Annotated in this window: 21 protein-coding genes; 9 read left to right on the forward strand and 12 right to left on the reverse strand. The window is 69.3% G+C overall.

The genetic code is table 11. The annotated features are described in order from the left end of the window. Positions 1-12: 12 nt before the first annotated feature. A complete protein-coding gene (locus VPA02S_RS29095; RefSeq protein WP_012747916.1) occupies positions 13-1,005 on the reverse strand; it encodes an AraC family transcriptional regulator in 993 nt (330 codons plus the stop codon). 237 nt (positions 1,006-1,242) lie between these two features. Here VPA02S_RS29095 and VPA02S_RS29100 point away from each other — a divergent pair, with 237 nt between their 5' ends. Continuing rightward, positions 1,243-2,292, forward strand: coding sequence for an aldo/keto reductase (locus tag VPA02S_RS29100; protein ID WP_062366892.1), 1,050 nt, complete (start codon positions 1,243-1,245; stop codon positions 2,290-2,292). Here the strand turns inward: VPA02S_RS29100 and bioD are convergent. Genes bioD through bioA form a run of 3 tightly spaced genes read right to left on the reverse strand, consistent with a single transcriptional unit; the run spans position 2,275 to position 5,685 of the window. Beyond that, positions 2,275-3,075: a dethiobiotin synthase gene (gene bioD, locus VPA02S_RS29105; protein ID WP_062366894.1), complete on the reverse strand. Its 801-nt coding sequence runs from the start codon at positions 3,073-3,075 to the stop codon at positions 2,275-2,277. The two genes, VPA02S_RS29100 and bioD, sit on opposite strands and share 18 nt — an antisense overlap. Further along, entirely contained in the window at positions 3,072-4,304 is a 1,233-nt protein-coding gene (gene bioF, locus VPA02S_RS29110) for an 8-amino-7-oxononanoate synthase (RefSeq protein WP_062366896.1), read from the reverse strand. Before bioF ends, bioD begins: the two co-directional genes overlap by 4 nt. After that, a complete protein-coding gene (gene bioA, locus VPA02S_RS29115) occupies positions 4,288-5,685 on the reverse strand; it encodes an adenosylmethionine--8-amino-7-oxononanoate transaminase (protein ID WP_062366897.1) in 1,398 nt (465 codons plus the stop codon). Before bioA ends, bioF begins: the two co-directional genes overlap by 17 nt. A gap of 427 nt (positions 5,686-6,112) precedes the next feature. Here bioA and VPA02S_RS29120 point away from each other — a divergent pair, with 427 nt between their 5' ends. Continuing rightward, positions 6,113-6,310, forward strand: a complete 198-nt coding sequence (locus VPA02S_RS29120; RefSeq protein ID WP_062367148.1) for a hypothetical protein — start codon at positions 6,113-6,115, stop codon at positions 6,308-6,310. A gap of 45 nt (positions 6,311-6,355) precedes the next feature. After that, complete coding sequence (locus tag VPA02S_RS29125) at positions 6,356-7,078, forward strand: UdgX family uracil-DNA binding protein (protein ID WP_062366899.1); 723 nt, start codon at positions 6,356-6,358, stop codon at positions 7,076-7,078. Here VPA02S_RS29125 and VPA02S_RS29130 read toward each other — a convergent pair. Both VPA02S_RS29130 and VPA02S_RS29135 read right to left on the reverse strand, forming a co-directional pair. Then, a complete protein-coding gene (locus VPA02S_RS29130; protein ID WP_062366901.1) occupies positions 7,042-7,650 on the reverse strand; it encodes an alpha-ketoglutarate-dependent dioxygenase AlkB in 609 nt (202 codons plus the stop codon). The genes VPA02S_RS29125 and VPA02S_RS29130 overlap by 37 nt on opposite strands. Continuing rightward, on the reverse strand, positions 7,619-9,976 hold the full coding sequence (locus tag VPA02S_RS29135; RefSeq protein ID WP_062366903.1) for a helicase C-terminal domain-containing protein: 2,358 nt from the start codon (positions 9,974-9,976) through the stop codon (positions 7,619-7,621). Before VPA02S_RS29135 ends, VPA02S_RS29130 begins: the two co-directional genes overlap by 32 nt. A 135-nt stretch (positions 9,977-10,111) precedes the next feature. On the opposite strand from VPA02S_RS29135, the gene VPA02S_RS29140 reads away from it, so the two are divergent. From VPA02S_RS29140 to VPA02S_RS29160, 5 genes are all read left to right on the forward strand, one after another. Then, positions 10,112-13,621, forward strand: coding sequence for a response regulator (locus VPA02S_RS29140; protein ID WP_062366904.1), 3,510 nt, complete (start codon positions 10,112-10,114; stop codon positions 13,619-13,621). After that, complete coding sequence (locus VPA02S_RS29145) at positions 13,618-14,472, forward strand: CheR family methyltransferase (protein ID WP_081247642.1); 855 nt, start codon at positions 13,618-13,620, stop codon at positions 14,470-14,472. Before VPA02S_RS29140 ends, VPA02S_RS29145 begins: the two co-directional genes overlap by 4 nt. Then, positions 14,469-15,074 carry a chemotaxis protein CheB gene (locus tag VPA02S_RS29150; RefSeq protein WP_012747906.1) on the forward strand — a complete coding sequence of 202 codons (606 nt, stop codon included), beginning with the start codon at positions 14,469-14,471 and terminating at the stop codon, positions 15,072-15,074. Before VPA02S_RS29145 ends, VPA02S_RS29150 begins: the two co-directional genes overlap by 4 nt. Then, positions 15,064-16,284 carry a hybrid sensor histidine kinase/response regulator gene (locus VPA02S_RS29155; protein ID WP_062366906.1) on the forward strand — a complete coding sequence of 407 codons (1,221 nt, stop codon included), beginning with the start codon at positions 15,064-15,066 and terminating at the stop codon, positions 16,282-16,284. Before VPA02S_RS29150 ends, VPA02S_RS29155 begins: the two co-directional genes overlap by 11 nt. Positions 16,285-16,358: 74 nt before the next feature. Beyond that, the gene (locus VPA02S_RS29160; protein WP_244883799.1) at positions 16,359-16,721 is read left to right on the forward strand and encodes a response regulator; all 363 of its coding nucleotides are present in this window, start codon (positions 16,359-16,361) and stop codon (positions 16,719-16,721) included. Positions 16,722-16,740: 19 nt separating this feature from the next. Here the strand turns inward: VPA02S_RS29160 and VPA02S_RS29165 are convergent, their stop codons facing one another. Further along, a complete protein-coding gene (locus tag VPA02S_RS29165) occupies positions 16,741-17,100 on the reverse strand; it encodes a hypothetical protein (RefSeq protein ID WP_012747903.1) in 360 nt (119 codons plus the stop codon). Between the two features lie 120 nt (positions 17,101-17,220). Beyond that, positions 17,221-18,168, reverse strand: a complete 948-nt coding sequence (locus VPA02S_RS29170; protein WP_012747902.1) for an adenylate/guanylate cyclase domain-containing protein — start codon at positions 18,166-18,168, stop codon at positions 17,221-17,223. A 272-nt stretch (positions 18,169-18,440) separates the two neighbouring features. Between VPA02S_RS29170 and VPA02S_RS29175 the strand changes: the two genes are divergently transcribed. Continuing rightward, positions 18,441-18,677 carry a hypothetical protein gene (locus VPA02S_RS29175; RefSeq protein ID WP_012747901.1) on the forward strand — a complete coding sequence of 79 codons (237 nt, stop codon included), beginning with the start codon at positions 18,441-18,443 and terminating at the stop codon, positions 18,675-18,677. A 22-nt stretch (positions 18,678-18,699) separates the two neighbouring features. On the opposite strand, the gene VPA02S_RS29180 is transcribed toward VPA02S_RS29175, so the two are convergent. Genes VPA02S_RS29180 through VPA02S_RS29195 form a run of 4 tightly spaced genes read right to left on the reverse strand, consistent with a single transcriptional unit; the run spans position 18,700 to position 21,604 of the window. Beyond that, entirely contained in the window at positions 18,700-19,659 is a 960-nt protein-coding gene (locus tag VPA02S_RS29180; RefSeq protein WP_062366908.1) for an LD-carboxypeptidase, read from the reverse strand. Then, complete coding sequence (gene tadA, locus VPA02S_RS29185; protein WP_062366910.1) at positions 19,656-20,765, reverse strand: tRNA adenosine(34) deaminase TadA; 1,110 nt, start codon at positions 20,763-20,765, stop codon at positions 19,656-19,658. The genes VPA02S_RS29180 and tadA overlap by 4 nt, the downstream gene beginning before the upstream one ends. Continuing rightward, the gene (locus VPA02S_RS29190; RefSeq protein WP_244883801.1) at positions 20,755-20,952 is read right to left on the reverse strand and encodes a hypothetical protein; all 198 of its coding nucleotides are present in this window, start codon (positions 20,950-20,952) and stop codon (positions 20,755-20,757) included. Before VPA02S_RS29190 ends, tadA begins: the two co-directional genes overlap by 11 nt. 7 nt (positions 20,953-20,959) lie before the next feature. Next, positions 20,960-21,604 (reverse strand): FMN-binding negative transcriptional regulator, encoded by a 645-nt coding sequence (locus VPA02S_RS29195; RefSeq protein ID WP_062366914.1) that lies wholly within the window; start codon positions 21,602-21,604, stop codon positions 20,960-20,962. Positions 21,605-21,638 lie beyond the last annotated feature (34 nt).

Here is a 21,638-nt window from a genome sequence, read left to right on the forward strand (position 1 = left end):
CGGGCCTCAGCTTCAGGCGGCCTGCATCGAGCCCGCGCCGAGCGCGTCGTTCTCGGCGTCGCTGAGCCAGCGGCGCTTGTCGCGCAGCGGCGGCGCGCCGAACATGCGGCTGTACTCGCGCGCGAACTGCGACGGGCTCTCGTAGCCCACGCTGTGCGCCGCGCTCGACACGTCGGCGCCGGCCATCAGCATCTGGCGGCGCGCTTCCTGCAGGCGCAGCTGCTTCTGGTACTGCAGCGGGCTCATGGCCGTCACGGCCTTGAAGTGATGGTGGAACGACGACACGCTCATGTGCACCGCGCGCGCCATGTCCTCGATCCGCAGCGACTGCGAATAGTTGATGCGCAGCGCGCTGATCGCCTTGGCGATGCGCTGGGTGTGGCTGTCCTGCAGCGCGATCTGCCGCAGCCGCGCGCCCTCGCCGTTCACCAGCAGGCGGTACATGATCTCGCGCTTGATGAGCGGCGCCATGATCGGCACGTCCTCGGGCGACTCGACCAGCCGCAGCAGCCGCAGCACCGGCTCCAGCACCGGCATGCCGATGCGGTTGACGTACATGCCGCGGGAGGCAGGCGCATTGGCCTTCGCGGGCAGCTTCTCGTCGCCGATGAGCTTGCCGATCTCGTCGATTGCCAGCTCCAGCCGCACGCCCAGGTACGGCTCGTTGTCGCTCGTCAGGCGCACCTGGCCACACACCGGCAGGTCGACCGAGGTCACCAGGTAGTGCATCGGGTCGTACACATAGATGTCGTCGCCCACGATGATCCGCTTGGAGCCCTGCGCGATCAGCCCGAGCGCCGGCGTTGCGAAGGCATGCTTGGGGCCGTCGGGCTTGCTGATGCAGAACACCTGCAGGCCGGCCACCGGCGTTTCCACGGTGCCGTCCTGGCCGCGCGTGATGCGGTTGATCAGCGCGACCAGTTCCTTCCTGGCTTCGTCGAGTTCGGGCTCCAGCGGCATCGGCTGGGCAATGGCGGCAGCGATTTCGGGTGTGTCTTGGGGCATGTTCGGGGGGCCTTGTCACGGATGGGGCCGCGGTGGCGGCCGGCGTGGAGGATCGGGTGGTTCAAAGCTTAGCGCCACGCCAACGAATCTGCAGGGCCCGCGCAGGAGGTCTGGAGAAATAGGCAAGGACTTTGCAGGAACGCACTCGCCATGCCCGGCGCCGCGGCCGGATACTTTTGCGGACGGCGGGGGCTTTCCGGCCTCCTTCTTGCGCCACCCATCCAAAGGACATCTCTCATGCAGTACCGCAAATTCGGCCGCACCGGCCTGTTCGTTTCCGAACTCTGCCTCGGCACCATGACCTTCGGCGGCGCGAGCGGCATCTGGGGCCAGATCGGCAACCTCCAGCAGTCCGAGGCGGAAAGCCTGGTCGGCCGCGCGCTCGACGCCGGCATCAACTTCATCGACACCGCGGACGTGTACTCCGAAGGGTTGTCGGAAACCATCACCGGCCAGGCGCTGAAGAACCTCAAGGTGCCGCGCGAGAACGTGGTGGTCGCCACCAAGGTGTTCGGCGAGACCGGCAAGACCGCCAACGCGGCCGGCGCCTCGCGCTACCACATCATGGACGGCGTGAAGGCCAGCCTCAGGCGCCTGCAGCTGGACCACATCGACCTCTACCAGATCCACGGCTTCGACCCTGTCACGCCCATCGAGGAAACCGTGCGCGCGCTGGACAACCTGGTGCAGCAGGGCCACGTGCGCTACGTGGGCGTTTCCAACTGGGCGGCCTGGCAGATCATGAAGGCGCTGGGCATTGCCGAGCGCCAGGGGCTCGCGCGCTTCGAATCGCTGCAGGCCTACTACACCATCGCGGGCCGCGACCTGGAGCGCGAACTGGCGCCGATGCTGCAGAGCGAAAACCTCGGCCTGATGGTCTGGAGCCCGCTCGCGGGCGGCCTGCTGAGCGGCAAGTACGGGCGTGGCACCGAAGCCGAAGAAGGCAGCCGCCGCACCAGCTTCGACTTTCCGCCCGTGAACGTCGAGCGCGCCTACGACTGCATCGACGTGATGCGCCAGCTGGCCGAAGCGCGCAAGGTGTCGGTGGCGCAGATCGCGCTCGCGTGGCTGTTGCACCAGCCGGTGGTGACCAGCGTGATCGTCGGCGCCAAGCGCGTCGCACAGCTGGACGACAACATTGCCGCCACCGCGATCCGGCTCTCCGCCGACGAGCTGGCCGAACTCGGCAAGGTGAGCGCCCTGCCCTCCGAGTACCCGGGCTGGATGCTCGAGCGCCAGGGCGGCGCGCGGGCGAAGCGGCTGGCTGAATCAGGCCAGCGCGGCTGAGCGGCCGAGCTCGGCCGGCACCGCCGAGTGGCTGAGCTCGGCCAGCTCCGCTGACCGGCGCGCCGCGTAGGCCGCCGTGGCGCGCAATGCGCGCAGGTCGAGGTGCCGCGCGGCGCTGGCCGCCGAGGGTTCGGCCAGGTGCGGCACCACACCGAGCAGCGGCGCACCGAGCCGGCCGCGCAGCGTCTGCAGATTGGCTTCGGGCGCGAGCATCCCCGGCTCGATGGTGCTCGCGATCCATCCCGCCAGCATGAGCCCGCGCGCGCGGATCGCCTCCGCCGTGAGCAGCGCGTGGTTCAGGCAGCCCAGGCGCAGCCCGACCACCAGGATCACCGGCAGTCCCAGCGCCACGGCCAGCTCGGCGCTGTCGAGGTCGTCGCCGAACGGCACGCAGAAGCCGCCCACGCCTTCGACCACCACCGCGTCGGCGCACTGCGACAACGCCGCGAAGGCCGACAGCAGCGGCGGCAATTCGATGCGCACGCCCTCCTCCCTTGCCGCCAGATGCGGCGACATCGGCGCGCGCAGCAGGTACGGGCAGCGCAGGGCCAGCGGCGCATCGACATTGCCGGCCGCGCGCAGCTGCTCGACGTCATCGTTGCGCCAGGCGCCATCGACGAGCTCCAGTCCCGCGGCCACCGGCTTCATGCCGACCGCCCGCAGGCCCGAGGCGGCCAGCAGGCTCAGCATCGCGCTGCTGGCCAGCGTCTTGCCGACGCCCGTGTCGGTGCCCGTGACGAACCAGCGGCGGTGTGTCATCGGCGCACCCGGCGCGGCGCTCATGCGGCCTCTTTCCACGGCCGCGCCAACGCATCGCCCAAGGCGTCCAGCAGCCGCGCCACATCGTCCTCCGAGTGGCTGGCCGACAGCGTGATCCGCAGCCGCGCGGTGCCGGCGGGCACGGTCGGCGGGCGGATCGCGCCGACGCGCAAACCGCGGGCATCGAGCTGCGCCATCGCCTGCATCGCGCGCGCGTTGTCCCCGACGACCAGCGGCTGGATCGCAGTCGGCGATTCGGGCAGCCAGGCGCTGCCGTCCGCCGGCAGGATCGCCTCGAGGCCGCGGCGCAGCTGGGCGATGCGCGCCTGCAAGCGGGCGCGGCGCAGGTCGCCTTCTTCGCCTTCGATCAGCGCAAGGCTCGCGAGCAGCGCGTGCGCAATGGCCGGCGGCGCGGCCGTGGTGAAGATGTACGGCCGCGCGCGCTGCACCAGGTAGTCGATGACCGTGCGGTGCGCCGCCACGAACGCGCCCGACACCCCGGCCGCCTTGCCGAGCGTGCCGATGAGCACCAGCCGCTCCGAGCGCAGCCCCATGGCCTGCAGCACGCCCCGGCCCGTGGCGCCGAGCACGCCAAAGCCGTGCGCATCGTCCAGCACCAGCCAGGCGTCGTGGCGTTCGGCCAGCGCGAGCAGCTCGGCCACGGGCGCGATGTTGCCGTCCATGCTGAAGACCGCATCGCTCACGATCAGCTTGACCGGCGCATCGCAGGCGCCGAGCTGCGCATCGAGCGCGGCCACGCCGCAGTGCGGATAGCGCTCGACCCGCGCCTTGGCCAGCCGCGCCCCGTCGATCAGCGATGCGTGGTTGAGCGACTCCGAAAAGATCACCGCCTCCGCGCCGCCGAGCGCCGACAGCACCGCGAGGTTGGCCATGTAGCCCGTGCAGAAAAAGAGGCTTTGCGCCTCCGGGATGAACGGCGCCATCCAGCCGGCCAGCCGCTCCTCGAGCTCGGCATGCGCGCGCGAGTGGCCGAGGATCAGGTGCGACCCGCCGCTGCCCGTGCCGTAGCGCGCCGCGCCCTCGGCCAGTGCGGCGGCCAGCGCCGGATGCGCGGCCAGGCCGAGGTAGTCGTTGCTGCTGAAGCCGAGCATGGTGCGCGGCGCGCCCGCGCCGGCCAGCGTCAGCGATTGCCCGGGTGCGCAGGCGGTTTCGGCGATCTGCCGGCGGCGCCGCAGCGATTGCGCGTCGAGCGCCGTGATCTCGTCCTGCAGGCGTTCAAGCAAGCGCGGCATCGCGGCCTCCTTCCTCTGCGTGGGCGGAAACGGCCACCGCTTCCAGCGTGGCGAGGGTGCCGTCGACCAGCCGGTCGATGTCGTCGTCGCCGATCGCATAGGGCGGCATGAGATAGACGGTCGGGCCGATCGGGCGCATCAGCAGTCCGTTGGCCCGCGCGGCAAGGTGAAAGCGCTCTGCGAACCGGGCGCCGGGCTCGCGCACGTCGAAGGCCGTGATCATTCCGCGCTGGCGCAGGTGATCGACGGACATGCCGTGCAGCCCCTTGCGCAAGCGGCCGATCAAGCGCTCGGCGCGGGCGCGGTTGCGGCGCAGCGCGTCCTCGTGCTCGAACAGGTCGAGCGTGGCCAGCGCCGCGCGGCAGGCCAGCGCGTTGCCGGTGTAGGAATGGGAATGCAGGAAGCTGCGCGCCACGTCGTCGTCCACGAAGCCCTGGTAGATCTCATCGCGCGTCATCACCAGCGCCAGCGGCAGGTAGCCGCCGCTGATGCCCTTCGACAGGCACAGGAAATCGGGCCAGATGCCGGCCTGCTCGCAGGCGAAGAAGCTGCCGGTGCGCCCGCAGCCCACCGCAATCTCGTCGGCGATGAGGTGCACGCCGTAGCGGTCGCACAGTGCCCGCACGAGGCGCAGGTAGTCGGGGTCGTGCATCGCCATGCCGGTGGCGCATTGCACCAGCGGCTCGACGATCACGGCGGCGATCGATGCATGCCGCTCGGCCAGCAGCGCTTCGAGTTCGGCCGCGCCGCGCCGCGCCACCGCGGCGGCGTCCTCGCCCGGCCGTGCGGCCCGGGCGTCGGGCGATGCCACGAGGTGCGCATTCGCGAGCAGCGGCGCGTACGCGTCGCGGAACACCGGCACGTCGGTCACATGCAGCGCGCCCAGCGTTTCGCCGTGGTAGCCCTGCCGCAGCGCGACGAAGTTCTGCTTGCCGCTGCGGCCCGCATTGCGCCACGTATGAAAGCTCATCTTCAACGCGATCTCCACCGCCGAGGCGCCGTCCGAGGCATAGAAGCAGTGGCCCAGCGCATGGCCGGTCAGCGCGGCGAGCCGCTCGGCCAGCTCGACGGCCGGCGCGTGCGTGCAGCCCGCGAGCATCACGTGCGAGAGCGTGTCGAGCTGGTCCTTGAGCGCGGCGTTGATGGCCGGGTGCGCATGGCCGAAGAGATTGACCCACCACGAGCTCGTTGCGTCGAGGTAGCGGCGTCCGTCGTGGTCGAACAGCCAGACGCCCTCGCCCCGCGCGATCGGCAGCGGCGGCACCGCCTCGAGCCGGATGCTCTGCGTGCACGGATGCCAGACGTGGCGCCGGCTGCGCTGCTGCCAGCCGGCGTTTTTCGATGCGGCGGGCATCGAGGGAGAAGCAATCGTTGGCGGCATCCGCGCATTCCTTTGGGGCAAGGCGCGGGATCGTATCGGCGCCCATGCGGCGCGGCAAACCGCCGGGGCGGGCATCGGAATGCGGGCACTTGAACGACGTTGGCCGGGGTAGCACGCCCGTTCGGACCAAGGCCGCGCAACAGGGCGGCATCGTGTACGGAGGCGGGTCCGCAAGGCCAATGCAAGTTGTCTTGGGGGCGACAAAGATTTTTGCGGAGTATCGAGTTCTTACCCTGATCGAGGGGGCGGTTGGCGTGATCGGACAGCCTGATGGCAGATATCGGCTATCGGCAGATTCCGCGCCCCGCCGTGCCTGCGCATGAGGCTTGGACGACGCCCGCGGTGGGCCAATTCCGACACCGGCGGGCAGGCGCCGCGCGGACAAATGAATGTCCATCCATTCATCATTCATTCGAAGGAGCAGCCCATGTCCAAGACGAACCCCAACACGCCCGACGAGCGTGGTTCGTTGCCTCCCCAGCACAACAAGGCCGGCCACCAGAGCCCGACACCGCGCAACGAGCCGCGCCGCACCACCGAGAGCCGCCACGACCGCGAAAGCCACGTCGGCGGCAGCAACCAGAGCCAATCGCGGCGTGGCGGCGGCGGCGGTTCCACGCATTGAGGACGGTGGCCGCCTGAACGCCACCGGACCGCCGGAGCCGGCAACATGTCCCATCGCAACGAAGCCACGGCCGCGCTGAAGGCGCTCAGCGTGGCGACCGATGCCTGCCGCGAATGCCCGCTGGGCGCGCATGCCACCCAGTCGGTGTTCGGCGAAGGCCCGGTCGGCGCGGCGCTGATGGTGGTCGGCGAGCAGCCCGGCGACAAGGAAGACCTGGTCGGCCGTCCCTTCGTGGGCCCGGCCGGCAAGCTGTTCGACCGCGCGGTGGCCGAGCTCGGCTGGTCGCGCGAGAAGCTCTACGTGACCAATGCGGTGAAGCATTTCAAGTACGAGCCGCGCGGCAAGCGCCGCATGCACAAGACCCCGGGCCAGCGCGAAGTGGATGCCTGCCACCACTGGCTCGAAAGCGAGATGGAGCTCGTGCAGCCGCGCGCCTGCATCGCGCTCGGCGGCACGGCTGCGCGCTCACTGCTCGGCCGGCCGGTCGCGGTGATGACGGAGCGCGGCCAGTGGGTCGAGGATGCCGCAACAGGCCGCCGCGTGCTGGTCACGCTGCATCCCTCCGCCCTGCTGCGCGGCGATCCGCTGCAGCGCGAAGCGGCCTGGGAAGCCTGGCTCAAGGACCTGTCGATGGCTTCGGAGCTGATGAAGAAAGCCGGGGCCAGGCGGCCGGCCGAAAAACAGCCCGCCGCCGAAAAGCCCGAAAAGCCCGCGGCCAGGCCCGCCGCAAATCATGCGCGGCGCCGCGTGCGCATGGTGATGGAATAGCGCAGCGCCTCGGTCGGCGCGATGCTGTGCTGCCAGGCCCAGCGCGCTTCGCCGCGCAGCATGTAGATGGAGCGCGGCTCGATCAGCAGCTGCAGGCTCGCAGGTGCGCTGGCGCTGGCCGGCGGATAGGGCCGCAGTTGCATCACTGCGTCGCCCTGCAGCGAAACGCCCACGATGTCCTCGAAGTCCGGCACGTCGCGGTGCCAGCCGAGCGGCGTGCCGGGCCGGTATTCGGAGATCAGCATGTGGGCGAAATCCTCGGGCGCCATGCCCATCCACGCGGCCACCCGCGCACGCAACGGATGAAGCGCGGGCGGCATGGCCGCGCCGGGGCGCAGCCGCTTCTTGTCGAAGTCGTAGCTGCCGCCAAAGCTGATGCCGCGGCGGCGCGCGGTGTATTCCTTGTAGCGCATCTCGCGCAGCTCGAAGCCCTGCACGAGCCGCAGCAGCTCGGCTTCCTCGGCGCGCGTGAGGAATTCGCGCTCGTAGCGCAGGCCATCGATGGCGGCCGCGGGCGCCTCGCCGAACAGGTCGGGCTCGTCAGCGAACTGGATGTGCCTGGTTGAGCGCATCGATGCTCTCTCCTTCGCCCGCGCGCGGCGGCCCGCCCAGGCGCAGCTCCCACCAGGGCGGCAGCAGCTGCCGGATCTCGGCGCGCGCAAAGCGGTCGTCCAGCAGGTGCAGCACGCCGCTGTCCTGCTCGGTGCGGATGACGCGGCCGGCCGCCTGCACCACCTTTTGCAGGCCGGGATAAAGGTAGGTGTATTCGTAGCCCTTGCCGAAGCGCGCCTGCATGCGCTCGCGCGTGATCTCGTTGAGCGCGTTGTGCTGCGGCAGGCCCAGGCTCGCCACGAAGGCGCCGATCAGCCGGCTGCCGGGCAGGTCGATGCCTTCGCCGAACGCACCGCCGAGCACGGCAAAGCCGATGCCCCGGCCGCCCTCCTCGAAGCGCGCGAGAAAGCCGTGGCGATCGGCCTCGGCCATGCCGCGCGTCTGGGCCCACACGGGCACGCCGGGGTGCCTGGCCAGGAAGGCCGCGCAGGCTTTTTCGAGGTAGTCGAAGCTGCTGAAGAACGCGAGGTAGTTGCCCGGCATGCGCTCGAACTGCTCGCCGATGATCCCGGCCACGCGAGCGAGCGAGCCCGCGCGGTCGCGAAAGCGGGTCGACACGTTCATGGCCACTTCCACGCGCAGCTGCTGGCTGCGGAATGGCGAGGCCACGTCGAGCAGCATCGTTTCCGGCGGCAAGCCGAGCGCGTCGCGGTAGAACTCGAACGGCGACAAGGTGCCCGAGAAGCAGGTGACCGATGCGGCGTCCGCGAAGCGCGGCTCGAGGAACGGCGCCGGCACCAGGTTGCGGATCGCGAGGCTGCGCTGCTGCTGGTCGTGCGCGGGGCCCAGCGTGCGCTCGAAGACCGAATGGTCGTCGAAGGCGTCGGCCAGCCGGGCGAACTGCAGCGCATCGAAGAAGAAGCGCTGCAGCGGGCCCTGCGCCGCATCGGGCGTGGCCGCAAAGTACTCGCCCATGGCCGTGTTGGCGGCCTGCAGCGTGCGCGCGAAGCGCTCGGGAATCTCGTCGGCGGTGTCGTAGGGCTCGGCCTGCGCCTGCTGCACCGTGTCCCATTCGCGGTACAGCCGGCCCAGCGCGCCGCGCACCGAGGCCGGCGCCACGCGGTGGGCCTCTTCGAGCGCGAGGCCGTCGAGCCGCGCCGTGTACATGCCGCGCGCGCGCTCCAGCAGGTTGTGCGCCTCGTCCACCAGCACCGCCGCGCGCCATTCGGCATCCTTCATGGTGGCGTAGAGAAAGGCGCTGCCGTCGAAGTAGTAGTTGTAGTCGCCCACGATCAGGTCGCACCAGTGCGCCATTTCCTGCGCAAGGAAATAGGGGCACACGGTGTGCGCCAGCGCAATTCTTCGCAGCGCCGGCCGGTCGAGCCGGGCGGCCTGCGCGGCTTCCTCGCGCGCGGCGGGCAGGCGGTCGTAGAAGCCCTTGGCCAGCGGGCAGGCATCGCCGTTGCAGGCGCGGTCGGGGTATTCGCAGACCTTTTCGCGCGCGGTGAGTTCGAGCACCCGCAGCTGCGCGCAGTTCTTGCCCAGCACGCCGACGGCCTCCAGCGCCACGGCCCGGCCCGAGGTCTTGGCGGTGAGAAAGAAGATCTTGTCGATCTTGCGCGCGGCCCGCGACTTCAGCAGCGGAAAGATGGTGGCCAGCGTCTTGCCGATGCCGGTGGGTGCCTGCGCCATCAGGCAGCGCGCGTTCACGGCGGCGCGGTAGACGGCCTCGGCCAGTTCGCGCTGGCCGGGCCGGAACGAGCCGTGCGGAAATTCAAGCCGGCCGAGCGCATGGCCGAGCGCCGCATGGTGCGCGGCCTCGCTCTGCGCCCAGGCGCTGTAGCGCTCGCACAGCAGTTCGAAATGCGCCTGCAGCGCGGCCCGCGTGTGCTGCTCTTCCAGCACGGTTTCGTCGCCGGTGCCGAGGTCCAGGTAGACCAGCGCCACGTTGATGTGCTCGTAGCCGTGCACCTCGCAGAGCATCCAGCCGTAGCAGCGGGCCTGGGCCCAGTGCAGCGCCCGGTGGTTGCCGCGGATGGCGTCGAAGTCGCCGCGGAAGGTCTTGATCTCCTCGACGCGGGGTTCGCGCGGGTCGTGCCCGTCGGCACGGCCGCGCACCTGGAGCGCGCCGCAGCGGGAGACCAGCGGCACCTCGCTTTCATAGCCGTCGCCGCGCCGGCCCTGCACCAGCGCATGGCCGGCCATGCCTTCGAGCGCGCTGGGTGCAGGCACGAAGCGCAGGTCGAGGTCGCCGGCCTTGGCACCGAAGGCGCACAGGGCCTTGACGGAGACGGCGCGGGCATCGGGCGCGTCTTCGGTCGGCGGGGTGGAAAGGTCCGTGGTCACGGCTGATGCTGTATAAAACAACAGTATAACGAGACCACCGCACCGGGGGCAAAGGCGGTATCGGGCTTTTCTCCGACACCCGGCGCTCCAGAATTCGGCAAAACTTCAAAAGTTTTGCTTACAAATCCTGTTCGAATGAAAACGCCGACCGCGATCGACCCCGACGACTTCGACCGCCAGCTGAGCCGCAATCTCAAGTGGCCACTGCTGGGCGGGGTGATCGGCGCGCTGGTGTTCGTCAGCCTGATCGTGTTCCTGCTGTTCACCATCAGCCGGGTCGAGCAGAGCGACCGCGTGACGCGCAGCGCCAGCGAGCTGCAGGGCCGCAGCATCGACATGGAAACCGGCCTGCGCGGCTTCCTGATCACCGGCGATGAAAGCTCTCTCGAGCCCTACCACCGGGCGCTGCCAAGAATCAAGAGCGACACCGCCGCGCTTCGCGAGCTGGTGCTGGACAACCGGCAGCAGGCGCAGCGGGTCGAGCGCATCGCGGCGCTGCAGGAGGCCTGGAACGGGTTCGCAGAAGACCTGATCGCGCTGCGCCGAGCCGGCGGCAACTACCCGCAGGCGGTGCGCCAGGGCCGGGGCAAGCAGCTGCGCGACGACATGCGCGCTGAATTCGCGGCCTTCATGGACACCGAGGAGGGCCTGCGCTACCAGCGCAACGAAGAGGTCAACCGCACGGCCTGGCTGGTGGTGGCCGTGTTCCTGCTGTTCACGCTGGTGTTCACCGGCATGGTGGCCTACTTCGGCCGCCGGCAGCTGGTGCGGTTGTCGAACAGCTACGACGCCGTGCTGCGGGACCAGGCCGCGCATGCCGAGCGGCTGGCGCAGCAAGCCTGGCTGCGCAGCGCGCAGACCGAACTGGTGGGCGAACTGGTGGGCGAACTCAATGCCAACGACCTGGGCCGCAAGGTCCTGGCCTTTTTCTCGCGCTACCTGGGCAGCGCGGTCGGCGCGCTGTACGTGCGCGAGCGGCAGGGCACGCTGCGCCGCGCCGCGAGCTACGGCTTCTCGATGGAAGCGGAGGCCTCGCCGCAGGTGTTCTCGCCGACCCAGAGCCTGGTTGGCCAGGCGGCGGCCGAACGGCGCCGCATGCTCGTGGAGCCGATCCAGGCCGACTACCTGAAGGTCAATTCGGGCCTCGGCGAAATGGCACCCACGGCCGTGCTGCTGGTGCCCGTGTCGAGCGACGGCGTGGTGAACGGCGTGGTCGAGCTCGGACTGCCGGCCGTGCCCGATACGCGGACCAACGAACTGCTCGACCTGGTGGCCGAGGACATCGGCGACTCGCTCGCGGCAGCGCGCTACCGCGAGCAGCTGCAGGACGCGCTGGCCGAAACGCAGCAGCTGAACGAGGAGCTGCAGGTGCAGCAGGAAGAGCTGCGCACCGCCAACGAGGAGCTCGAGGAGCAGTCGCGTGCGCTGCGGGCTTCGCAGGCCATGCTGGAGAACCAGCAGGCCGAGCTGGAGCAGACCAACAGCCAGCTCTCCGAGCGCACCGAGGCGCTCGACCAGCGCAACGCCGCCCTGCGCCGCGTGCAGCGCGACCTGGAAGACCGCGCCGACGAACTGCAGCGCGCCAGCCGCTACAAGTCGGAATTCCTGGCCAACATGTCGCACGAGCTGCGCACGCCGCTCAACAGCGCGCTGATCCTCGCCAAGCTGCTCGCCGACAACCCGCAGGGCAACCTGAGCCCCGAGCAGGTGAAGTTCGCGGAATCGATCTACGCGTCGGGCAACGACCTGCTGGTGCTGATCAACGACATCCTCGACATCTCCAAGGTCGAGGCCGGCAAGCTCGACGTGGTGATCGAGGAGGTGGCGCCGGGCAAGCTCGCGCAGAGCCTGGAGAGCGCCTTCAGGCCGCTGGCTGCCGAGAAGCAGCTGGCCTTCCGCCTGGAAATGCAGCCCGGCACGCCCGCCACGCTGGCCACCGACCGCCACCGCGTCGAGCAGATCCTGAAGAACCTGCTCTCCAATGCGATCAAGTTCACCAACAGCGGCGAGGTGGCACTCACCGTGTCGGCGGCCGCGGACGGCGGCGCGGTCTTCGCCGTGAGCGATTCGGGCATCGGCATTGCCCCCGAGCAGCAGGAGCTGATCTTCGAAGCCTTCCAGCAAGCCGACGGCACCACCAGCCGCCGCTACGGCGGCACCGGCCTGGGGCTTTCCATTTCGCGCGACCTCACGCGCCTCCTGGGCGGCACGCTCACGCTGCAAAGCCAGCCCGGACAGGGCAGCACCTTCACGCTGCAGCTGCCGGCCGCGGCGCCGCAGGCCTTGCCACAGGCTTCGCAGCAAGCAGGTCGGCCCCCTGCTGCTGCGCCCGCAAAGCCCGCAACGGCGGCGCGCGCGCCCTTCCCTACCGCGCACGCCACGCCCGCGGCACCCTCGCCGCCGGCTGCCGTGCCGCCGCCCTCCTTCGCCGACGACCGCACGCTGCCGCCCGACCAGGTGCGCCGGGTGCTGGTGATCGAGGACGAGCCGCAGTTCGCGCACATCCTCTACGACCTGGCGCACGAGCTGGGCTACCGCTGCCTGGTGGCCCATGGCGCGGCCGACGGCTTCGAGCTGGCGCACCAGTTCCTGCCCGATGCCATCCTGCTCGACATGCGCCTTCCCGACAGCACCGGGCTTGGCCTGCTGCAGCGCCTGAAGGATTCGCCGCAGACGCGCCACATCCCGATCCACGTGGTCTCGGCCGCCGACGACGCGCAGGCCGCCGCCCTGCACATGGGCGCCATCGGCTATGCGCAGAAGCCGGCCACGCGCGCCGAGCTGACGCAGGTGTTCGCCCGGATCGAGGAAAAGCTCACCCAGAAGGTCAAGGCCGTGCTGCTGGTCGAGGACGATGCGCTGCAGCGCGAAAGCGTGATCCGGCTGATCGGCGACGAAGACATCGAGATCGCCGCCGTGGGCTCCGGCGAAGAAGCGCTCGAACTGCTGCGCAGGCGCGTCTTCGACTGCATGATCACCGACCTGCACCTGCCCGACATGCAGGGCAGCGAGCTGCTCAAGCGCATGGCGTCGGAGGAAATCGTCTCGTTCCCGCCGGTGATCGTCTACACCGGGCGCAACCTCACGCGGGGCGAGGAAGCCGAGCTGCAGCGCTATTCGCGCTCCATCATCATCAAGGGCGCGCGCTCGCCGGAACGCCTGCTCGACGAGGTCACGCTGTTCCTGCACAAGGTCGAGGCCGAGCTGTCCAGCGAGCGCCAGGGCATGCTGAAGGCGGCGCGCGGGCGCGACCGCATCTTCGAGGGCCGCACCATCCTTTTGGTGGACGACGACGTGCGCAACCTCTTCGCGCTCACGAGCGCGCTGGAGCAGCGCGGCGCCGCGGTCGAGATCGGCCGCAACGGCCGCGAGGCGCTCCAGAAGCTCGACCAGGCGCGCGAGATCGACCTGGTGCTGATGGACGTGATGATGCCGGAGATGGACGGCCTGGAGGCCACGCGCCGGCTGCGCGCAGACCCGCGCTTCGAGAAGCTGCCCGTGATCGCCATCACCGCCAAGGCCATGAAGGACGACCGCGAGCAGTGCCTGGCCGCGGGCGCCAGCGACTACCTGGCCAAGCCTGTGGATTTGGAGCGCCTGTTCTCGCTTCTGCGCGTGTGGATGCCCAAAATGGAGCGGCTGTGAACCCCAATGCCGCATCCCTGCCCCTGCCATCCGCGTTGAGCAACACGGAGATCGAGCTGCGGCTGCTCATGGAAGCCATCTACCTGCGCTACAGCTACGACTTCCGCAACTACACCGTGGCTTCGCAGAAGCGCCGCGTGCTGCACGCGCTCGCGCAGCTCGGGCTGCCGAGCATCTCGGCATTGCAGGAGAAGGTGCTGCGCGATCCGCTGCTGTTCGGCCGGCTGCTCGAATTCCTGACGATTCCCGTGAGCGAGATGTTCCGCGACCCGGCCTACTTTTTGGCGCTGCGCCGGCACGTGGTGCCGATCCTGCACACCTATGCGTCCCTCAAGGTGTGGGTGGCAGGCTGCAGCACCGGCGAGGAGGTCTTTTCGCTGGCCATCCTGCTGCGCGAGGAAGGCCTGCTCTCCCGCACGCAGATCTATGCCACCGACATCAACCCCGCTTCGCTCGAGAAGGCGCGCCAGGGCATCTTCCCGATCGAATCGATCCGCGGCTACACGGCCAACTACCAGCGCGCCGGCGGGCGCAGTTCGTTCTCCGACTACTACACCGCGGCCTACGACGCCGCGCGCTTCGATCCGGCGCTGTGCGCCGACGTCATCTTTGCCGACCACAGCCTGGCCACCGACAGCGTCTTTGCCGAGACGCAGTTCGTGTCGTGCCGCAACGTGCTCATCTATTTCAACCGCGAGCTGCAGGACCGCGCGCTCGGCCTGTTCCACGAGTCGCTCTGCCACCGCGGCTTCCTGGGCCTGGGCGCGAAGGAAAGCATCGACTTCTCGAGCTATGCCGGGCGCTTCGACGCCCATTCGCAGCCGGAGCGCATCTACCGGAAGGCCACATGAAGCCGGATGCCCGCCCCTTCCCTGCGCGGCGCGTCGAGGCCGTGGTGGTCGGCGCGTCAGCGGGCGGCATCGAGGCGCTGCTGGCGCTCCTGCACGGCATTCCACCGCCGTGGCGGCTTCCGGTGGTGGTGGTCCTGCACCTGCCCGAAGGCCACCAGAGCCACCTGGCCGAGATCTTTGCCGAGCGGCTGCACATGCCGGTGCACGAGGCCGCCGACAAGATGCCGGTCGCGCCCGACAGCCTGTACTTCGCGCCGCCCGGCTATCACCTGTCGATCGAGCGCGATCGATGCTTTTCGCTCAGCTGCGAGCCGCCCGTGCACTTTTCGCGGCCATCGATCGACGTGCTGATGGCCTCGGCCGCCGACGCCTACGGCCCCGCGCTCGCCGGGTTCCTGCTCACGGGCGCGAACGACGACGGCGCCGAAGGCCTGTTGCGCATTCACATGGCCGGCGGCCTCACCGCCGTCCAGGACCCGGAGGAAGCCCAGATTCCCACCATGCCCAGGGCAGCCATTGCCCGCCATTCCCCCGATCACGTGCTTGCCCTGCGCGAGCTTCGCACATTGCTGCTGCAACTGGAGTCCGCCCATGCCCATTGACGTCGAAAGCAAGCTGCTGATCGTCGATGACCTGCCCGAAAACCTTCTTGCGCTCGAGGCCCTGATCCGCGGCCCGGGCCGTGCGGTGTACCGCGCCTCCTCGGCCGAGGAGGCGCTTGCGCTGCTGCTGGACCACGAATTCGCGCTGGCCATCCTCGACGTGCAGATGCCCGGCATGAACGGCTTCGAGCTGGCCGAGCTGATGCGCGGCACGGAGCGCACGCGGCACATCCCGATCATCTTCGTGACGGCGGCGGGCCGCGATTCGAACTACGCCTTCCAGGGCTACGAAAGCGGCGCGGTCGACTTCCTCTACAAGCCGCTCGATCCGCATGCCGTCACCGGCAAGGTCAACGTGTTCGTCGACCTGCATTGCCACCGCAAGGCGCTGCGGCACGAGATGAACGCGCTCGCGGTGGCCAACCAGAAGCAGGAAGAACTGGTCCAGCAGCTGCGCCACACGCAGGGCGAACTCGAACGCGCGGTGCGCATGCGCGACGACTTCATGTCGATGGTCTCGCACGAGCTGCGCACGCCGCTCAACACCCTGTACCTCGAAACGCAATTGCGCCAGGTCCAGGTGTCCAGGGGCAAGCTGGAGTCCTTTGCCGCGGATCGCCTGCCCGCCATGATCGAACGCGACCAGCGGCAGATCCGCAACATGGTGCGGCTGATCGACGACATGCTCGACGTCACGCGCATGCGAAGGGACGCGCTGTCGATCCAGCCCAAGCCGGTCGACCTGGCCGCGCTCGCACGGGCCGTGGTGGAAGGCCTGAAGCAGCAGGCCGAGGCCGCGGGCTCTGTCATTGCATTGGAAGCGCCGGGCGAACTGCGCGGCGTGTGGGACGAGTTCCGCATCGAGCAGGTGCTGACCAACCTGCTGACCAATGCACTGCGCTACGGCGGCGGCAAGCCCGTGGAGATGATGCTGTGGGAACGTGACGGCACCGCGCACATCACCATGCGCGACCAGGGCATCGGCATTGCGCCCGAAGACCAGGAGCGCATCTTCGAGCAGTTCGAACGCACCGACGACAGCCGCAAGCACGCGCCCGGCCTGGGCCTCGGGCTCTACATCACGCGCAAGATCGTGGGCCTGCACGGCGGACGCATCGAGGTGGAGAGCCGGCCCGGCGAAGGCGCGCTGTTCCATGTCGAACTGCCGCTGCAGGCCGCCGCCAAGACTGCGACGCAAGTGCGGGCGTAGGCGCCTTCCTACTGCACGGGAGGCGATTGGCCGAGATACTGGGCGGATACAACTTGCTTGAAAGCCTCCTCCCAGTGAACGTGCTGATCGTCGACGACAACGAAGCCGCGGCAGACCTGCTGCAGGAACTCCTGACGCTGCAGGACCATACCGCCCGCTGCACCTACACGGCGCAACAGGCCATGGATGCGGCGGCCGATGAGCGCTTCGATGCGGCGCTCATCGACCTCACGCTGCCCGACTTTCCCGGCACCGAGGTGGCGCGGCGGCTGCGTTCGGCCGCCGCGGACCGCAGCCCCCGGCTGCTGGTCGCCATTTCGGGCTTTTCGGAGGAAGAAGCGGCCGGCGGCGCCGCAGCGCAGAACCTGTTCGACCACCATCTTCAGAAGCCCATCGACATGGGCGAACTGTCCGCCATCCTGTCCAAGCCGCGCTGAGCGGGGTCTTGGCGGGCCGTCAGTCCCGGTCTTCGTATTCCCGGTCGTTGTCCCATTCGTCGCCGTTCGGCGGGCGATACGGGTAGCCCGGCCCGTAGTAGATCCGTCCGGGCGGCGGCGCATAGACGGGTGCGGGACGGTAATACACGGGCGGCGGCGGACGGTAATAGACCGGCGGGGCCGGCGCGTAGTAGATCGGCGCCGGATAGTAGGCAGGCGGCGGAGGCGCGTAGTACGGCGCCGGATAGCCGCCCGCCCCGATCTGTACCGACCAGCTTCCGCGCGCGCTGGCCGCGCCCGCGGCGAGCAGCGCACTGGCCGCCATCGCGCCAAGGGCCATCCATTTGAAGACGGAAGAACGCTTGTTTTCGAGTTTCACTGCAGCTCCCTTGAGAAGGTGCCGACGGCCAGCACCGATGTTGCAACGCCCGAGGCCCTGCGCGAGTGCACCTGCCGCCTTGCCGGATCGTTGCCAAACGTCACTGCGCGGCGCGTGCGCTCAGCCCGTGATTTCGCGGCGCGAAAGCTGCACCTCGGCGCCGGTCGTGTTGAAGGCGATGGTCGGCGCGGTGAAATCGCTCAGCGGCGCGCCCAGGCCGATTTCGCCGCGTCCGTGCAGCACGCATTCCTCGCGCCTGAGCGCCACTTCCTGGCTCGGTCCGCCATTGCCATGAAACCGGACCCAGGTGCCGTAGGTGCTCAGGTCGGTCAGCACGCAGCTGCCATGCCGCAGCTCGATGCGCGCATGCAGCCGGGAGACCCGCGGATCGTTGACCACGAACTGCGCATCGCTCACGCGCCCGAGGTGGATCGGCAGTTCTTCGGTGCGGAAGGTGGAACGCACGTCCAGCCACGCCAGCTCGATCTGCCCCAGCGATGAATCGGGCAGCCGCAGCGGCGTCAGCGCGGCCGGCAGCGTGAGGAACGAGGTCATCTCCTCCTGCCAGTCGATGCGGTGGACGGCCGACATCTCGCTGCGCCCGCGAATGGTGATGAGCCCCAGGTCTCGGTGCCGCACAGCCGTCTCGCCCAACTGCGCAATGGTTGCATCGGTGGCCCAGATCTGGCCCGGCCCCGCCAAGTCGCTCAGGCGCGACGCCAGGTTGACGGCATCGCCGAAGCAGTCGCCCTCGACCTCGACCACCTCGCCGCTTGCCACGCCGATCTGCAGCGCCATGCGCAGCGGCACGGGCCAGGTCATGAGGCGCTTCTGGTGATAGCGCTGCAGTTCGATCACGGCCTGCATGGCGGTGGCCGCGTTCGAAAAAAGGGCGAACACGCCATCGCCGAGCGACTTCACGACCCTGCCGCCGTGTGCCTGGCAGACGCCGCCGATCCATTGGGTCAGCCGCGTCACCGTGTCGGTGGCGCGCGCATTTCCCATGGCTTCGAAAACCCTGGAGCTTCCGGTGAGGTCTGCGAATACGACTGTGGAATTGACGTCCATGCTGTGACAGCGGCCTGCTTATATTGCTTTTGTACTCAAATCACTACAGAGGCTTTAAGTGCAACGTAAAGTGTGTTGTTTACAAACAAGAAACAGTGTTTCAGAACTTGTGAATCGGCCGTCCGAGGCTTAAGGTAGCGACCGTCCTGGCTCCCGGCAATACGCCTTTAGTCCACATGCTGCCTCTTCGTCGTTTTTTCCGCCTTCTCGGAATTCCCGGTATCGGGGCTCCCCGGGTAGGAGAGAACCAGCTGGGACGCATCCGGGCCGCCATGCTGTCGGTGCTGCAGGCGCACGGCGGGCACTCGGTCCAGCGCGTGGCGCAGCGCGTGCGCTTTGCGTCCGACGTGGAAGCGCTCTGGTACCTGCGGCAGGACGTGATGGTTGCCCTGAGCGCCATCGACGGCGAAGCCGCTGCACGCCGCCAGATGAAAGCCATCAACAGCATGTTCAAGGGCGGCCTGCCCGGCTCGATGGGCCCGCGCGCCCATCAGCGCTTCACCCACTGAAGGATAGCGCGGCGCCGCGCGTTCAATGCGCATGGCCGTGGCTGTGGTCATGGTCGTGGCCGCCATGCCGGTGGCCCCACACCATGAAGACGTCGCGCCCTTCGGCCGCCAGCTCGACCTTCGCGCCCACGGGCAGCAGCACCTTGGTCGGCACGTGCCCGAATGGCAGGCCCGTGAGCACGGGCACCTTGAGCATGGCGCGCAGCCGGTCGACCACTGCAACGAAGCCGAAACCGCGGTCGTAGCCCGGCACCTTGCGCATGCCCGTGAACTGGCCGAAGACGATGGCGCGCTGCCTGGCCAGCACGCCGGCCATGCGCAGCTGGTCGAGCATGCGTTCGATGCGGTAGGGATGCTCGTTGGTGTCTTCGATGAACAGCACGCCCTTCTCCACTACCGGGAAATAGGGCGTTCCGAGCAGGCTCGCGAGCACGCACAGGTTGCCGCCCCACAAGGTGGCGTCATGCACGGGCTTCACCTTGAGGCCGGCATCGCGCACCGGCATGCGCCAGCCGGTGCCTTCGCCCTGCCCGCTCGCCAGGTCGTCGAAGCAGGCTTCCATGATGTCGTCCGCGCCGCCTTCGGCACCAAAGTCTTCGCCGACCGCGGGGCCGGCCCAGGTCACGGCGCCGGTCTTGGCGAAGAGTGCGCACTGCAGCGCGGTGAAGTCGCTGAGGCCGACGAATTCGGTGCCGCGCTGGATCGCCTTGGCCACGGCCTTGTACGGAATGGCGTCGAGGATGCGCGTGAGCCCGTAGCCGCCGCGTGCGATCAGCGCTATGTCGGCGCCGCTCGCGGCCGCGCGGCCGATGGCAGCGAGGCGCGTTGCGTCGTCGCCCGCAAAGCGCTGGTGCACGGCCAGCGCGGCTTCGTCGATTTCGACCTCGTAGCCCAGGGCCTTGAGTCTTGCCACGCCGCGCCGGAAGGCGGCCTTGTCGCGAATCGCGCTGGAGGGGGAATAGATGTAGATGTGTTTGCTCACGGCGTCGAGTATCCCATTGCGTTGCGCACCGCCTGGGCGAGCAGCGCAGCCTGCTGCGCATTCGGGCCGGACGACGATGCGATGGGGCCGAGCGCGCGCAGCGCGGCCTGGTAGCCGCGGTCGGGGAACGGCGCGCGCCATGCGTCGCCCACCGGCTCGCCGCCTTCGGGCGCGAGCAGCACGGCTGCAAACAGGCCGCCCTTTTCGGCATGCAGCCGCGCGGCCAGGCCGGTGGCCGCGGCGCTGTGCACCAGCACCATCGGCGGTGGCTGCAGGCGGTCGAGCCATTCGCCCAGGACCTGGCAGTGCCATTCGATGCGGTGCGCCGCCTCGCGCTTGGGCTTGTCGCTCTTGCCGAAGCCGATCAGGTCGGGCACCAGCGTGCGCAGCCCGGGTGCGCCGACGAGGCGGCGAAAGAAGTAGCCCCATTCGCCCGGACCATGAAGGCAGAGGCACGCGGCGGCCGAGCCGTCCTGCGGCCCTTCGTCGAGGTAGTGCATGCGCCAGCCCTGCAGGCTGGGCAGGTCATGGACGTAGCGCGGCTCGAAGGCGTAGCCCGCGAGCGCGTCGAAGCGCTCGGGCGGCGTGCGCAGCGCATCGTCGCGCAGGGGCTGGGCCTGCTCGCGCGCCGCATCGCGGCGCTGCTGGAAGAAGCCTTGCAGCAGTGCGCTGCACTCCGCGGCCAGCACGCCGCCCTGCACCTGGGTGCGATGGTTGAGCCGGGGTTCGGCAAAGAGGTCGAGCACCGAGCCGGCCGCGCCGGTCTTGGGGTCGGCCGCACCGAACACCACGCGCGCGAGCCGCGCATGCAGCATGGCGCCCGCGCACATGGCGCAGGGCTCGAGCGTGACGAACAGCTCGCAGCCGTCGAGCCGGTAGTTGCCGAGCGCGGCGGCGCCGGCGCGCAGTGCGTTGATCTCGGCATGGGCGCTCGGGTCGTGCTGCGCGACCGGCGTGTTGCGCCCGCTGGCCACGAACTGCCCGTTCCTGACCAGCACCGCGCCGACCGGCACCTCGCCCGCCTCGGCCGCCAGGCGCGCCTCGGCCAGCGCGAGCGCCATCCAGTGCGCATCGTCCATGGGCTTGGCAGCGGGCTCAGTTGTCATCCGGCATCTTGCGCGCCTGCGCCGCGGCGTCGAGCGCTTCCTTGACCTGCTTTTGCACCTGCTGGACCTGCGTACGGGGATCGGCGGGCGCCTCGCCGGACGCGGGCGCGGCAGCGCTGGTGAGCTGCTTCTTCGCGACCACTCCGGCGATCACGAGCGCCAGCAAGAGGCCGAGCAGTCCGAACATGCGCATCTCAGCTTCCTTCCGCCACGGGTGCTTCCGCCGTCATGCCCAGGCGTTCCATCCACACGGCCAGCGCCTTCTCGTCGGGCGTGCCGGCGCTGTAGATGGCATGCATCGCAGCGTGCGATTCGCGGCGGTGCTGGTTCAGCTTGACCTTGCATTGCAGTGCGCTCACGCGCAGCTCGAACCCGACGATGCCGGCCAGCATCTTGAGCTGGAACTCCTCGCCCAGGTCGCGCCATTGCTGCGCGTAGCCGGGCTCGTGCTCGCCGATGAGCTTCTTGAGCAGCGCGTCCTTGGCCGCGGGCTCCTCGATCAGCCGGGCTTCGACGGTGCAGTGCACCACCAGGTAGTTCCAGGTCGGCACGCGCGCGAGGTCCGGATAGACCGAGGGCGACAGGTAGGCATGCGGACCGAGAAAGGTGGCCACCGCCTGCGGCCGCGCCTGCAGATGGCGCCAGTGCGGATTGGGCTTGGCGCAGTGGCCCAGCAGCACCAGCTGGCCGCCCTCCTGCTGCTCGGCCACCAGCGGCAGGTGCGTGACGTAGGGCAGGCCCTCGTCGTCGTTCGAGATCAGGCTGGCGAAGGGATGTGCACGCATCAGCTCCAGCGCGATGGCCGGGTCCTTGGCGTTGAATTGCGGCGGCATGTACATGGGGCAATTTCCTCGTGGTGAGGCTCCGATTGTC

The organism is Variovorax paradoxus NBRC 15149 (assembly GCF_001591365.1).
Taxonomy (GTDB): domain Bacteria; phylum Pseudomonadota; class Gammaproteobacteria; order Burkholderiales; family Burkholderiaceae_C; genus Variovorax; species Variovorax paradoxus.